Here is a 13775-nt window from a genome sequence, read left to right on the forward strand (position 1 = left end):
AGTAAGTTTCATCGGGTTTTTATTTAAGTTAGGAATAGTCTTGTATAATAATTGAAAATGGGTAAGCGAAACGAATATATACTTGAATGAGGACGGGAGAGAGAAAGTTGGACGGAGCTATATTGGAACTTACTAAAACAGATGTACGTGAAGCGATGAGAAAAGAACTACAAATGAACCAATTGTTTGTCGAAAATAGCGTCGTTTACCGTAATTCACCGCGACTGTTTAAAATTCAAGTGTTTACGGCTATGGCACGTAACGAAGTTCTTCGCCATTTTCTCAATCTGGATACCTCCATGCAGACTCCGAACAGTTTAAAATCCGACCTCCCAATGAGCGAAGCATATCATCATTTGATGTACAAAATAGGTGCTACCAGCTATGCTCATCATGTGAAAGTAAAAGCGGAGCATCAATTGTTTCTGGATTACACGCATGCTGATTATAAAAGAAAGAGACATTTCCTCGATGAAGTATTACCGGAGCAACCGAAATTATCAAAGATATGGGGAGCATTTTTAAATGGGTTAGGTGTCGTCTTTAGCATAATTTATGATTATCGGGGGATTCCACTTCTAGTGGGATTTGGTCTATTGATATATTTTAATTCTTCACCATCCTATACACCTTCACATTCTGGATTTTCAAAGGGGGGCATTCTTCATTAGGAAATGGGCCTACTTTTGAGGTGAATGAAAGTACAAATATAGGTAACCCAGATGAAAAGCCAGTTTCAGATACGCCACAAGTAATCGATGATTCGAGTCAAACCGGCTTTGGAAATGAAGGAGACAGCGGGCATGATTCTCCGAGTACTGTTAACGAATCTCAAAAGATCAATAATGATGGTAGTAATAAGATTGCATCTTCAGATGTGGTAAGCAATGAGACGGAGTTGACAGCTTCTTCCGAGATAAGCATGGTTATAGTAGAAAATACTAATTTTTTCACTCTAGGTTCTCCAAAGGAAAAGGTGATCGATGTTATGGGAACTTCGACGTCGATCAACCATACTTTGAAAGTATCTATTGGGACAAAAAAGAAGGGGGCCGCCCCCTTTACGATAGGATCTTCTGTCCAGGATGTAATTGATGCCATGGGTACCCCGACGTCTATCATTGGTGACTCATGGGGCTACGATTATTCGGCAGTACAGCTTAATTCAAGTAGTGAAGAGGTTATTGGTTGGTCAAACATTAGTGATAACTTAAATGTATTTATGGGTCCACGAATAAAAACTGCGGCTCCTTTTACGAAAGGGTCCTCCAAACAGCAAGTGATTCATGCCATGGGTACCCCTACATCCGTGATTGGGGATTCGTGGGGATATGGTTTTTCGACGGTTCAATTCGATTTAAATGGTAAAGTTACGAGTTGGTCAAATATGGATAAGAATCTAAAAGTCACGATGAACTCAAAGTGAGGGGCCTTTCCTTTACTTGTTTGCTACATTTCACGCATATGGTTGTTAAAGTAAAGATAGCAAGACCTTTTGGACAGGTCCTGCTATCCATATGGTTTAGATCAATTTTTCCATAATCATAACGTCTATATACTGACCGTCCATAACCCCTTGTTTTTCAAAAATGCCGACTTCACGGTAACCAATCTTCCGATAAAGCCTCTGACCGTTTTCATTGAAGGGAAAGGTGAATAGGACGATCTTATAAAAATTGTTTTTCTTGGCCTCTTTCTCTAATTCCGCATGAAGCGTACTACCAACGCCTCTACTTCGGAAGGTTCGGTCTACGTAAATCGATAGGTCTGCTACACCATCATAAGCACAACGATGAGAATAACGATTCAAGGAAGCCCAGCCAACCACAATTCCGTCTGCTTCTGCGACCAAAATGGTGTAGCGATTTTGATGTTCCCTAAACCAGTCAACTATATAGTCGAAGTCTTTTGCTTCCGTCTCTAGTGTAGCTATCCGATCTTCAATCCCCTGATTGTAAATGTCTAGAATACGATCCAGATCTTCTGAGGTTGCTGTTCGAACGTTCAATATCGGCATGCTGATCCCCCACCCATAAGCACATTAGGCTTTCTTGGCCTTTATGATCGCAGAAACAATGTAATTATCCACGTTTGCACCAGGTACCCAATCTTTGATGAATGATTTAGACTCATCTTTAGGCTCGATGCTAATACTCGTAAATCCACTCTGCAGAAGCATGGACTTCACTTCTTCCAATGAAGAGGCGCCGGAAATACAGCCGGAATACAACTCGCTCAGGTCATTTTTTATTTCAGAAGGAAGCTCAGCAGTAGTAATAATATCGGAAATTGCTAGTCTGCCGCCCGATTTCAGAACACGAAAAGCTTCGTTGAAGACCTGCTGTTTATCCGGTGAAAGGTTGATCACACAATTTGAGATAATCACATCTACTGTGCCATCTGCTACTGGCAGATGTTCGATTTCTCCTAAACGAAAATCAGTGTTTGTGAAATTCCCTTTAACTGCGTTACTGCGGGCCCGGCTGACCATATCTGGGGTCATATCGACTCCGATGACTTTACCGTTCCCTCCTACTTGTCGTGAGGCCAAAAAGCAGTCAAATCCGCCGCCGCTGCCCAAATCCAAGACGATTTCACCGACTTTTAATTCAGCAATAGCTTGCGGGTTACCACAGCCAAGCCCGAGATTTGCTCCTTGGGGAACAGCTGTTAACTCCTCTGTGGAATAACCTATTTGTGATGAGAGGGCATCCGCATCGGACGGGGCCCCACAGCAGCTACCTGCTGCGGGGCGATTGACTTCCTTAACGGCAATTTGTTGGTAATGCTTCCGTACATTTTGGCGGATTTCATCATTCGTAGGTTTATTCATCGCAAAACACTCCTTTAAATTGGATAGATGGAACAGAATTTTAACGGCTATTATGCTTTAGTTAGCAGCAAGGCGCGCAGCAGATGGAGGTTTGCACTGGCTTAGGAAGAAAAAAGTCAAAAGACAACCGGCTTTTTTTAGAATTTGCATTTGACCATTTCCAAACAGATTGAGATCGGTGCTGCTTTTCCAGTTCATGAGCTTTCATCAGGTATTCTGCAACATAGATATTTTCATTCATTTTTAATACCTCCAACGATATGAATTCGATAATTGTAATTTGCAACTATAAGGAGTGAGTATTATCCTTTCACCGGAAAACAGCATTTGCTGGATCGAGCCATAGCATCATTAAAGAGTTTTACGGACCGAATCACCGTTTCTCGTTCAAAGTCGGTCAAATACGAAAAAACTTCGTTTAAGTAGTCATTCATCTGTGTGTCAATGGTGGTCGCTACATATTTACCTTCCACGGTGAGGGATAAGGTATAGACTCTTCGATCACTAGGGTCCGGCGTTTTCTCAACCAGATTCATCTTGGTTAAGCTCTGAACCTGTCTACTAAAGGTGGTGATATCGGTTCCAAGGGTTTCAGCAATTTGCTGCATGGAAGGTTTATGCTGGCGATCAATCTCATAAAGAATATGGCTTTGAACCGGAGAAATGTCGTGCCCACCCACCGTACAACAGTTTTTGTTCAGTAAGCCTAAACGACGGGTCATGTTTTGAAATAACTCTCGTGTATTTTCCATGTATGTTTCACCTCATGCTTTAGTTATATATTATTAATTTGCAAATTGCAAGTAATATTCTTTATTGATTTCAAAATGAATTTGAATTAGCATATAAGCATACAGTTATATGAATGGAAGGAGGTAACTCATTGGAGCAACTTGGTTATGTAGCCGATCATTTAAAGCTATTGGGGGATAAAACCCGGCTGGCGATGATTTCTCTATTGAGAGAGAGAGAATGGTGTGTCTGCGAATTTGTAGATATCTTTGATATGTCGCAACCAGCCATTAGCCAACATTTGAGAAAATTAAAGTCGCAAGGGATGGTTAAAGAAGAAAGACGAAGTCAGTGGGTATACTATTCCTTGAATGTAGACGACAAACCACATATTCAAGCTGTTCTTGATTGTATGCCGGATTCAAAACGGATTTTAAAATGGCTGAATAAAGAAGGACCTATAGCAACTTGTGGGCCGGATTCCTCAGGCTGCTCTTCCTAAAGGTTGTTCAGTTTATCTCCTTGCAGGGGATAAATGTTGTCTTCAATATAAGTATATGATTATAAGGTTATAGATTACAAAGAGGAGGAATCAGCTAAACGTGAAGATGAGGACTATGGATATCACGGGTAATGGAGGTTTTGAACATTGGTTTGGTTAGCTTGCATTATATTTCTAGCCACTTTAGTGTTGGTGATCTGGCAGCCTAAAAATTTGTCTATTGGCTGGTCCGCCTGCGGAGGAGCTGTACTTGCTCTACTGGTAGGTGTCGTCGATTTGCATGATGTTTGGGAAGTGACTCAGATTGTCTGGAATGCAACCCTAGCTTTTGTGGCCATCATTCTGATTTCGTTGGTGCTTGATAAAATCGGATTTTTCGAATGGGCGGCGCTTCACATGGCCAGAGCTGCACAGGGAAGCGGAACTCGGATGTTCGTGTACGTGACCATTCTTGGAGCTGTTGTCGCTGCTTTTTTTGCAAATGACGGTGCGGCCTTAATTCTGACACCCATTGTTCTAGCGATGGTTCGAGCACTTAAATTGGATGAGAAAATGGTTTTTCCGTTCATCATAGCGAGTGGCTTTATTGCAGATACGACGTCGCTTCCGCTTGTAGTCAGCAACCTGGTGAACATTGTATCGGCCGATTTTTTTGGCATCACGTTTATGGAATATGCGGGTCGTATGGTCGTACCTAATTTATTTTCCTTATTGGCTAGTATTGTAGTTCTGTATCTCTTTTTCCGCAAAAGGATTCCAAAAACGTTTGATGACGCACAATTAATAGCACCTACAGAAGCGATTAAAGATCCAAAAATGTTCCGAATGTCCTGGATTGTTCTTGTGGTGCTGTTGGTTGGCTACTTTGCATGCGAATTTTTTAGTATTCCTGTCTCAGTCGTAGCCGGTATCATAGCCATCTTTTTCTTACTGCTGGCGAGAACAAGTCCTGCGGTACCATTGAAAGAAGTCATCAAGGGTGCTCCATGGGCTATCGTATTTTTCTCTATCGGCATGTATGTAGTGGTGTATGGTCTGCGTAATGCCGGTTTGACGGATCTGCTGGCTCATGTGATTCAAGCGGCTGCCGATCAAGGTATGTTTGTAGGCACCATGGGCATGGGTTTTATCGCGGCGGTTATCTCATCGTTGATGAATAACATGCCTACGGTCATGATTGATGCGCTTGCCATTAATGCCACCCATACGACTGGAATGGTGAAAGAAGCGCTGATTTACGCTAATGTCATTGGATCGGATTTGGGTCCGAAAATAACCCCGATTGGTTCATTGGCGACATTGCTATGGCTACATGTGCTTAGCTCTAAAGGTGTGAAAATATCTTGGGGAACTTATTTTAAAACAGGCATTGTTTTAACGATCCCTACTCTTTTTATTACGCTATTAGGCTTGTATCTGTGGTTAGTCATTTCATAATTGAATATTAAAGGAGACGTTTCCCATGGAGAAAAAGACAATTTACTTTTTGTGTACTGGTAATTCTTGCCGGAGTCAAATGGCAGAAGGATGGGCTAAGAAATATCTAGGAGACAATTGGAACGTATATAGTGCAGGCATTGAGGCGCACGGCCTTAATCCTAAAGCAGTGCAAGCGATGAGTGAAGTAGGTATCGATATCTCTGGTCAAACTTCTGATATTATTGATCCTCTCTTGCTGAACAGCGCCGATCTGGTGGTGACGTTGTGCGGGGACGCGGCTGATAAATGTCCTATCACTCCTCCACAAGTTCGCCGTGAGCATTGGGGATTTGATGATCCGGCCAAAGCTGAAGGATTGGAAGAAGAGAAATGGGGCGTCTTTCAGCGGGTTCGTGACCAGGTAGGAGAACGCATTAAACAATTTGCAGAAACCGGAGAATAGCAGTTCCTGCTATGAATTCGATAGAGGGAGAATGATTCAGGTGAATTATCACGCGCTTGTTGAGAACAAAGTATATATTGGTGGAGAGAGTGCATTGCTTCAAGTTCTTCGGGAGCAAGAGATCACAGATGTTTTTGATCTGCGAGATAACGGTACTGAGGCAGAAGGATTTCCGGTAAAGGTAACGCGTCATCATTATCCGATTGTGGAACATGAGACTGGACAGGAGGATTCTGTGCAAGCTGCTATTCAGGCGGTTAAAGAAGCGGTGAACAGTGGGAAGACCGTGTATTTTCATTGCGCCGGCGGACGGAATCGTACAGGAACCGTAGCAACTGGAGTGTTACTTGAGTTGGGTTTAGCTACCACAGTGGAAGAGGCGGAAGCCTTGGCCAAAGAAAAACGTCCAGATATCAATATAAAGCAAGAAATGCGTGATGTGTTGAAGGGATTTTATCCTTCCAAATAATTAAATCGATATAACATGGGACTACTTCCTTCGGGAGATAGTCTTTATTTTTTTCAAATAATAAGATTTTTATTAGTAGAAAGGAGAGCATCCAATATGATTTGATAACTCACTTTATTGTATATGTTCAGAATTGTAATCGATGATTTTGTTGTCTCGGAACTCAACTTTATTGTCTGTACACATTAATGTTGTGTACAGACAATAAAGTTGTATACTAATTATTAATGACGGATAACAAGAATATATCTTCTTGATAAGTATTTAATAAAAAGCCCGATGAGCACGTATCATCGGGTTTTTATTAAATTCAGAGGGTGACTGCTTAGGTTTCAATCAGAGCGAATATAAATTGCATAACAAGTCAAAAGTTTTTGAATCCTTTCCTGTTAGCGAAATCCGAGCAAATGCGTTAAACCAAAGACTTGTTGGTGTAACCGGCTGTATCCGTATAATGCACCTCGATGGCCAAGTCCGTTTCATGGTGGAGCAAATCGTCGATGACGTGTACGGCATCCCGAGTGTTCGTATTGATGACTTTCGTGTAGAAAATGGAAAATTGGTCGCTCACGAACCGATAAATCGTAGCTCCTTTTCCCGTCCCGTAATGGGACTTCGCATCTACGTGAAGCGTCGAAACTATTAGGAGATTCAACTGATGAAAACTCAATATCTTATACATACAAAAAGAGCAGCTAAACAGGCTGCTCTTTTTGTATGTATAAGAATGTAACTGATAGAATTACCGTCCAGATTGGAGTAGAGGATATGACTGTCCCATTTCCTGTAGATTAATTAATTATACATATTTTACCTCTTAAAGGATACTCTACTAGAAGATAAGAATATAATCTTTTCGTCAAAATATTTATTAAAATAGTTGTTCATTTTTAAATGAATATCAGGCTGATACCATTTAGAAAACCCATTTCGCTGAAACAACAAAGGCATACCCAATTGCACGGATCGCTTCCCCTTTAAACCATCTCCAATGTTCAGCGAATCAATATATATTCGATCAACAATCCTCTGTAATCTTTTGGGGAAATCTGGCGTGAAGGGCAAAAGAGGAGAAATGGCTGCCTGTGTATTAATTCCTGCTGCATGGACATTTCTAAGAGCCTTTAAGGGCTGGTTGATCCCTGGAGCTAAAGGTGCAAAAAGTCGCTTTACATCTTCTCGGTCTGTTTCAATAGTCATAGAAACTAATAATTCACAACGTTGCTGCAATTCTGATAGTATATCGAGGTCTCTGACCACCAGAGGACTTCTTGTTTGGATTTGAAGGAAATCTGGTGGAGATTCAATCATCTCCCTTAATATCTTTCTTGTGATCTCAACCTTACGCTCGATGGGTTGGTATGGATCTGTAGCAGTAGACATGAATATATTGATAGGTTTATTTCTTCGGCGGAGACTATTAATTTCTTTACTATAGTTTTCAACAGCATTTATTTTAATATCATTCCATTCTCTCCAAGGAATATCTTTATATTTTTGAATGGGCATTTCTCTAACATAGCAATAACTACATCCAAAAGCATAACCACTGTAAGGATTCAAAGAGTGAGTAAATCCAACAGTAGATGCTCCTTTGGTTTCACTCAAAATTTTTTTGCCACCGTACTATCAATCTACATGTTAGATACCCCTTCATTTTAAATATTTACGTAAATGAAATTCCGAATGAACAGAAACTCCCTCTACCAGTTCAACTGATAAAGGGAGTTTTAATTAATTATAGTAAAATTAGAACGCATCAAGAACTGATATAATCCCAGGATGGCGGACAAAAGACCAATGGGAATGTACTATACGCTATTCGCCATTAATTAAGCGAAAAACTTCAGTAGTATTCCAACATTTTTGAAGTTTTTCTAATCCATCTTCTCCTGCTACGTAATTGTATAAATTATAACTCAACACAGCCAAATCACCAGCTTCACTGACAGCGACATCTGAATTGAGTTATTAACTCCGAACAATATTAGGATTTATATAGCGTGACATTTTGACACTACCGTATGTGACAGAAAAACACCTAGAATCACAGAGGTAGTTTTAACACATTAACAATAAATGAGGAGGGGATTTTCATTGTGTATGATAAAAATTTAACGAGGCGTGAAAGGGGAAACAGGTATGACCTATTTATGAAAAACAAACCAGTAACAAGAGTGTTTTAAGGAAAATAAGTAATTTCTAGGGTTAACATACATGTGGAAAAAAAGGAATTTACCGTTTGTTAGGACACAATAGCGTTTGTGAAAATAATAATGAGTAAAGATAATTGCAAATCCACTCTTGCCCTAAAACAGCAGATAATTACCGATACAATATGAATAGAGGAGAAGAATATCTTTATGAAAAAGCATTGTCAAATTACATCTACAGGTTTAGTTCTTTTAATGATTGGAAGTTTTCTGTTATACACAACACCAACCTCAATTGTAAAAGCAGAGCCCACTCAAAATGTATCTAGTTTGTTACAAACAAGTACCCAACGAGATTGTACTTCTGCTAAGCAAGCAATGCGGGATACACTACAACTTGGATACCCTGGGATACTTGCTGAAATTTATAAGAGTGGAAAAACATGGAGTTATGCTGCTGGGATAGCGGATCTGAGAGCCAAGAAACCGATGAAAACAGATTTTCGTTTTCGCATTGGCAGTGTGACGAAGACATTCATTGCAACAGTTCTACTTCAATTATCTGAAGAGAACCGCTTGAATCTAGACGACCCCATTGAAAAATGGTTGCCTGGTGTCATTCAAGGAAACGGATATGATGGTAACCAAATTACTATCCGGCAGATATTGAATCATACAAGTGGTATCGCTGACTATGTAAATTCAAAAGACTTTGATTATACGGATACAAAAAAATCGTATACGGCTGAAGAATTCGTAAAGATGGGGATTTCTCTTCCCCCAGACTTTGCCCCAGGAAAGGGTTGGTCTTATTCAAACACAGGATACGTACTACTGGGGATCCTTATTGAAAAAGTAACTGGAAACAGCTATGCGGAAGAGGTTGAAAATCGGATTATTGAACCGCTTGATTTGTCAAATACATTCCTACCTGGCAATTCAAGCGTGATTCCAGGCACCAAGCATGCCCGTGGCTATTTCCAACTAGACGGAGCAAGTGAGCTAAAAGACGTTACTTATATTAACCCAGGTAGCTCGGATGGAGATATGATTTCTACTGCTGACGATTTAAACAAATTCTTCTCTTACTTACTCAGTGGTAAATTACTGAAGGAACAGCAACTAAAACAAATGCTTACTACAGTTCCTACAGATAGAGAAGGAACCGGATATGGTCTTGGGATCTTTGAAACTAAGCTTCCAAACGGTGTCTCGATATGGGGACACAAAGGTAGAGTTCTAGGGTTTACCACTTTTGCTGGTGGCACACTTGGAGGCAAGCATACATTGGTCGTCAATTTGAACAGCTTTAAAGCTGATAGTCCTGATCCATTTAAAAATATTTTACTTGCTGAATTTAGCAAGTAGGCAAAAAGGAAAACCGGATAAATTTTGTCATAGTTTTTATAGTTAAAAATATGCCTTTCTGGTTCAAAAAACAACTTACTCTAAAAAAATTTGAATAAAGCAAGTTCTTAAGTTGATAGGCATGAGGTCCCGCCACGTCGCCATCAAACTAGGGTCTTGAAGTATCCCCTGGTCCTTAGAGCATGTCAAAAAACTAACAAATAAGTATTTTAGGAGGGTTTTATGAAAAAGAAAATGATTATTGCACTTGGTGTTTCTGCTATAATACTGACTAATTTTGTAGGAAGTACTTATGCAGACTCGAAAACAGGAGTTTCTGTTACAGCTCCCTACAATACAAATCAAATAGCGGAATGGTTAGAAATGCATGCAAAGCCTTTAAAAACAACTAATCCAACTGCATCTTTTAATGATTTAAAACCACTTAAGAATATGGTAGGTTCAGCTTCAATTGTAGGTTTAGGTGAAGCTACGCATGGGGCTCATGAAATTTTTACAATGAAACAACGCATTGTTAATTATTTAGTATCTGAAAAGGGATTCACCAACTTAGTTTTAGAAGAGGGATGGGACAGAGCTTTGGAGCTTGATCGATATGTTCTTACTGGTAAGGGAAACCCAAGCCAACATCTATCACCAGTATTTAACACAAAAGAAATGTTAGATCTACTTAGTTGGATTCGACAATATAATGCTAATCCAAAACATAAATCTAAAGTGCGTATCATTGGGATGGACATTCAATCAGTAAACGAGAATGTTTATAATAATATAATAGAATATATAAAAAGAAACAATTCAGATCTTGTGCCTAGAGTAGAAGAGAAGATAAAAGGTCTTATTCCTGTAACAAAGGATATGAATACTTTTGAGAGCCTTACGAAAGAAGAAAAAGAAAAGTATATTTCAGATGCTAAACAAATCAGAGCTTTATTAGAACAAAATAAAAGCTATCTAAATGGAAAATCCAAAGAGTTCGCATGGATAAAACAAAATGCCCGTATTATTGAACAATTTACTACAATGTTAGCGTCACCACCTGATAAACCATCGGACCTTTTTTTGAAACATGATATTGCAATGTATGAAAATGCGAAGTGGACTGAAGAACATTTAGGGAAAACCATAGTTTGGGGACATAATGGACACGTTTCGAAAACAAATATGATTCCATTTATATACCCTAAAGTAGCTGGGCAGCATTTAGCAGAATATTATGGAAAACGGTATGTATCTATTGGAACATCTGTTTATAAAGGACAATATAATGTCTATAATAATGATGGTGAATTTGGCCCATATGGAATATTAAAATCAGATGATCCAAACAGTTATAATTACATTTTTGGACAGGTCAAAAAAGATCAATTTTTTATTGATTTACGTAAGGCGAACGGAGTGACAAAAACTTGGTTAAACGAACAACATCAAATTTTCGCTGGAATAACTAAAGAAGGCCCTGCTATACCAAAAACTGTTGATATATCATTAGGTAAAACGTTTGATATACTTGTTCAAATTCAAAAAGTCAGTCCATCTCAACTACATCAATAATTTGTAATAATGTGCGAGAAGGCTTACTTAAGGGCACAACGATTCGTGAAAAGTTTGAATTTGGTTGGAATCGGGTTATCGAACTTGGGACATTTGTTTATATGCTGAAGGCCCATCTACATGGAATCTTCGAGTTAAGCAGTGAGAGCGTTAGTAGTGCAATCCGTTTGTGTTGGAATGCTGTAACTCTTAGAGATTTAACATAGGTAGATGGACAATAGCCGCCCTCAAAGGAAGTTCGAAAATAGCCTTTGAGGGCGGCTTCTGTTTTATGGATGGTTTATTACAAAAAAATGGAGTTAGGTATACAACTTTATTGTCTGTAAACAGATGTCTGGTGATAAAAAAGTGTGGAACTAGTAAAAAACAAACAACTTAAATCAAATAAAGTTTGCAAATATAATTGGAATTTCTCAAGGAACGTTGAGTGAGCTGGAGCAAGATAAATACAGACTCTCTTTTGATATACTTATAGCAATTAAAGAAAACTTAAATTCCCATATAGAGTGGTTAATCTTTGGAGATACGCCTGTAGCAATTGAGCCCACACAGTAGGGGAATGTCATTCGATTAGCAATACAAAGTAAATAATCAGTTGTAACGTCAAAAACCTTTGCTAAAGATATTAAATGATTAATTTCAGGCCGTGCTACGTTTCACTCCCAATTAGAAACAACCTGTTTAGTTACCCTGATCTTATTATAAATATCCTTTTATGTACATTTATGGATTGGTATAAAATTTTTACATTACTGTTTCAAAGTATTCATGAATTCATCTCTATTAAATCAAATAGGTTTTACCCGACCCATCTGCTTACTAATTATACCTACTTATAGCCCATATTATAGCTTATCCATGCCCTACTGTACCCTACGAGTAGCCTATGAATAGGATACGAAGTAAAATATAGCTAAAAAATATTACTTTGCTATTGTATAAAGCTGTGAGTTGTTATATTCTACATTTGTATTTTGAAGTAAAACTAAAATATATCTTAGGAGTAGAAAAGGATAACTGAACTTTACTTTGATTTAGTAGTTCTAAAAAGAAGGTGAATAATGAGCAAAATTCGATCAAGTAACTCTATAGCATCTATTCAACGGAAAATCAAAGATGGAAGAGGTCAAGGCCACTTTTCGGAATATAAACCTTGGTTAACTATACATGATGTACCTTCAATAGGGATAGTTACTCGAATTCTTGGTTGGAAAAGTGGTCGACTTCACCATTATTTGTCTGAACACTTTGAATTGGCACATCATTACTAAATGGAGTGGTCAGAGCAAGTGATTGATATTCGCGAACAATTTCCTTTATTACCTCTAGATAAAACCCTCTATATTGCACAAAAGTTAGGCATTAAACATCCAACTGACCCCAAGAATAAGCTTCCCATCATTATGACTACAGATATGTTACTTACAGTAATACTAGAAGAAAGTATAAAATTTATTGCACATTCTATCAAACCTTCTAACAAGTTGACAAAACGAGTTGTAGAGAAATTACAGATTGAAAAAGAGTCCTTTAAAGACCAAAAGATAGAGTGGGCACTTATTACGGAAAGACAGATAAACTACAATTTGGTTAGGAATGTCGAATGGCTTCATAATGCTAAAAACAACGATAAATTGTTAAATCACCATATAAATAGTCTCGAAGATAATCTCTATTGTGCTATTCAACAAAGTGAAAAACCACTTGCGAAAGTTACAAGAGAACAAGATGAATTATTTGGTTTACCAAGTGGGTAAGCGCAAGGATTCGGAGCACCGGCAGAGAATGTCTCCAGGGAAGATCTCCCAAATCGGCCGGCACCCCGCCTGAATGTCGACACGCGTCGAATTCCTCGATTGATGGCAAACCATTCCCAGCGTTTCTTCTCCATTCGCTTTTTTTAGGCAAAATATTAACACTTTATGTTGGACAGACCAAATTTAACTAAAGTTTTACTATACATTCTTGGAAATTTTGATATAATTCTACCTAGGTTACCTTTCCAATTATGATAGAAAATAGAATTAGATGGTTTTTATATCTATGCAAGCTGTGCGCGAGAAACCAATCCACTGGCTACCCAGCAAGCAGGCATGCGGAGACCGACAATTGTGGAAAATGACAGCCGAGAATATGTTGCTCCATGACGTCAGAAGGTTCAGAAAGGATGAAGCCAACCTTATCCCAATTCCAATGGAGGATGAAGCGCGTGATCATTTTTGAAAAGATGTAATTTACTTCCAAAATAAAGACTGTCCCGTTCATGCCATACGGAGCATTCT

15 protein-coding genes and 2 pseudogenes are annotated in these 13775 nt (G+C 38.8%); 11 read left to right on the forward strand and 6 right to left on the reverse strand.

What is annotated here, in order from left to right; all coding sequences use genetic code 11:
* Positions 1-107: 107 nt before the first annotated feature.
* Complete coding sequence (locus tag OIU26_RS18085) at positions 108-671, forward strand: hypothetical protein (protein WP_264217577.1); 564 nt, start codon at positions 108-110, stop codon at positions 669-671.
* 20 nt (positions 672-691) lie between these two features.
* On the forward strand, positions 692-1426 hold the full coding sequence (locus OIU26_RS18090) for a hypothetical protein (RefSeq protein WP_264217578.1): 735 nt from the start codon (positions 692-694) through the stop codon (positions 1424-1426).
* A 96-nt stretch (positions 1427-1522) separates the two neighbouring features.
* On the opposite strand, the gene OIU26_RS18095 is transcribed toward OIU26_RS18090, so the two are convergent.
* From OIU26_RS18095 to OIU26_RS18110, 4 genes are all read right to left on the reverse strand, one after another.
* Complete coding sequence (locus OIU26_RS18095; protein WP_264217579.1) at positions 1523-2017, reverse strand: arsinothricin resistance N-acetyltransferase ArsN1 family A; 495 nt, start codon at positions 2015-2017, stop codon at positions 1523-1525.
* 24 nt (positions 2018-2041) lie between these two features.
* The gene (locus tag OIU26_RS18100; RefSeq protein ID WP_165084436.1) at positions 2042-2833 is read right to left on the reverse strand and encodes an arsenite methyltransferase; all 792 of its coding nucleotides are present in this window, start codon (positions 2831-2833) and stop codon (positions 2042-2044) included.
* Positions 2834-2894: 61 nt separating this feature from the next.
* Positions 2895-3074: a hypothetical protein gene (locus OIU26_RS18105; RefSeq protein WP_040103017.1), complete on the reverse strand. Its 180-nt coding sequence runs from the start codon at positions 3072-3074 to the stop codon at positions 2895-2897.
* Positions 3075-3135: 61 nt separating this feature from the next.
* Entirely contained in the window at positions 3136-3585 is a 450-nt protein-coding gene (locus tag OIU26_RS18110) for a MarR family winged helix-turn-helix transcriptional regulator (RefSeq protein WP_058710339.1), read from the reverse strand.
* Positions 3586-3716: 131 nt separating this feature from the next.
* On the opposite strand from OIU26_RS18110, the gene OIU26_RS18115 reads away from it, so the two are divergent.
* From OIU26_RS18115 to OIU26_RS18130, 4 genes are all read left to right on the forward strand, one after another.
* A complete protein-coding gene (locus OIU26_RS18115) occupies positions 3717-4067 on the forward strand; it encodes an ArsR/SmtB family transcription factor (RefSeq protein ID WP_165084439.1) in 351 nt (116 codons plus the stop codon).
* Between the two features lie 147 nt (positions 4068-4214).
* Positions 4215-5504: an arsenic transporter gene (locus OIU26_RS18120; RefSeq protein ID WP_165084441.1), complete on the forward strand. Its 1290-nt coding sequence runs from the start codon at positions 4215-4217 to the stop codon at positions 5502-5504.
* A gap of 25 nt (positions 5505-5529) precedes the next feature.
* Positions 5530-5949, forward strand: a complete 420-nt coding sequence (arsC, locus tag OIU26_RS18125) for an arsenate reductase (thioredoxin) (RefSeq protein WP_264217580.1) — start codon at positions 5530-5532, stop codon at positions 5947-5949.
* Positions 5950-5980: 31 nt separating this feature from the next.
* A complete protein-coding gene (locus OIU26_RS18130) occupies positions 5981-6418 on the forward strand; it encodes a phosphatase domain-containing putative toxin (protein WP_264217581.1) in 438 nt (145 codons plus the stop codon).
* Positions 6419-6810: 392 nt separating this feature from the next.
* On the opposite strand, the pseudogene OIU26_RS18135 reads toward OIU26_RS18130, so the two are convergent.
* Positions 6811-7058 (reverse strand): annotated as a pseudogene (locus OIU26_RS18135) (Tn3 family transposase); the annotation flags it as partial.
* A gap of 170 nt (positions 7059-7228) precedes the next feature.
* Complete coding sequence (locus OIU26_RS18140) at positions 7229-8026, reverse strand: radical SAM protein (RefSeq protein WP_264217582.1); 798 nt, start codon at positions 8024-8026, stop codon at positions 7229-7231.
* Positions 8027-8781: 755 nt separating this feature from the next.
* On the opposite strand from OIU26_RS18140, the gene OIU26_RS18145 reads away from it, so the two are divergent.
* The 5 genes and pseudogenes from OIU26_RS18145 to OIU26_RS18165 all read left to right on the forward strand — a co-directional run bounded on the left by OIU26_RS18145 (position 8782) and on the right by OIU26_RS18165 (position 13716).
* Positions 8782-9939: a serine hydrolase domain-containing protein gene (locus OIU26_RS18145; protein WP_264217583.1), complete on the forward strand. Its 1158-nt coding sequence runs from the start codon at positions 8782-8784 to the stop codon at positions 9937-9939.
* A gap of 222 nt (positions 9940-10161) precedes the next feature.
* Positions 10162-11493, forward strand: a complete 1332-nt coding sequence (locus OIU26_RS18150) for an erythromycin esterase family protein (RefSeq protein ID WP_165084616.1) — start codon at positions 10162-10164, stop codon at positions 11491-11493.
* Positions 11494-11874: 381 nt separating this feature from the next.
* Positions 11875-12048, forward strand: a pseudogene (locus tag OIU26_RS18155) (helix-turn-helix domain-containing protein); the annotation flags it as partial.
* 716 nt (positions 12049-12764) lie between these two features.
* Positions 12765-13250 carry a TnsA endonuclease N-terminal domain-containing protein gene (locus OIU26_RS18160; protein ID WP_264217584.1) on the forward strand — a complete coding sequence of 162 codons (486 nt, stop codon included), beginning with the start codon at positions 12765-12767 and terminating at the stop codon, positions 13248-13250.
* Between the two features lie 271 nt (positions 13251-13521).
* The gene (locus OIU26_RS18165; RefSeq protein WP_025675942.1) at positions 13522-13716 is read left to right on the forward strand and encodes a hypothetical protein; all 195 of its coding nucleotides are present in this window, start codon (positions 13522-13524) and stop codon (positions 13714-13716) included.
* Positions 13717-13775 lie beyond the last annotated feature (59 nt).

This window comes from Paenibacillus sp. BT-177 (assembly GCF_025846815.2).
In the GTDB taxonomy this organism is placed as follows: Bacteria; Bacillota; Bacilli; order Paenibacillales; family Paenibacillaceae; genus Paenibacillus; species Paenibacillus polymyxa_C.

Bases quoted from the DNA above. Each gene is read 5' to 3' on its own strand.
- OIU26_RS18095 (WP_264217579.1), bottom strand. From the start codon at position 2,017: ATGCCGATATTGAACGTTCGAACAGCAACCTCAGAAGATCTGGATCGT.
- OIU26_RS18100 (WP_165084436.1), bottom strand. From the start codon at position 2,833: ATGAATAAACCTACGAATGATGAAATCCGCCAAAATGTACGGAAGCAT.
- OIU26_RS18105 (WP_040103017.1), bottom strand. From the start codon at position 3,074: ATGAATGAAAATATCTATGTTGCAGAATACCTGATGAAAGCTCATGAA.
- OIU26_RS18110 (WP_058710339.1), bottom strand. From the start codon at position 3,585: ATGGAAAATACACGAGAGTTATTTCAAAACATGACCCGTCGTTTAGGC.
- arsC (WP_264217580.1), top strand. From the start codon at position 5,530: ATGGAGAAAAAGACAATTTACTTTTTGTGTACTGGTAATTCTTGCCGG.
- OIU26_RS18130 (WP_264217581.1), top strand. From the start codon at position 5,981: ATGATTCAGGTGAATTATCACGCGCTTGTTGAGAACAAAGTATATATT.
- OIU26_RS18145 (WP_264217583.1), top strand. From the start codon at position 8,782: ATGAAAAAGCATTGTCAAATTACATCTACAGGTTTAGTTCTTTTAATG.
- OIU26_RS18150 (WP_165084616.1), top strand. From the start codon at position 10,162: ATGAAAAAGAAAATGATTATTGCACTTGGTGTTTCTGCTATAATACTG.
- OIU26_RS18160 (WP_264217584.1), top strand. From the start codon at position 12,765: ATGGAGTGGTCAGAGCAAGTGATTGATATTCGCGAACAATTTCCTTTA.
- OIU26_RS18165 (WP_025675942.1), top strand. From the start codon at position 13,522: ATGGTTTTTATATCTATGCAAGCTGTGCGCGAGAAACCAATCCACTGG.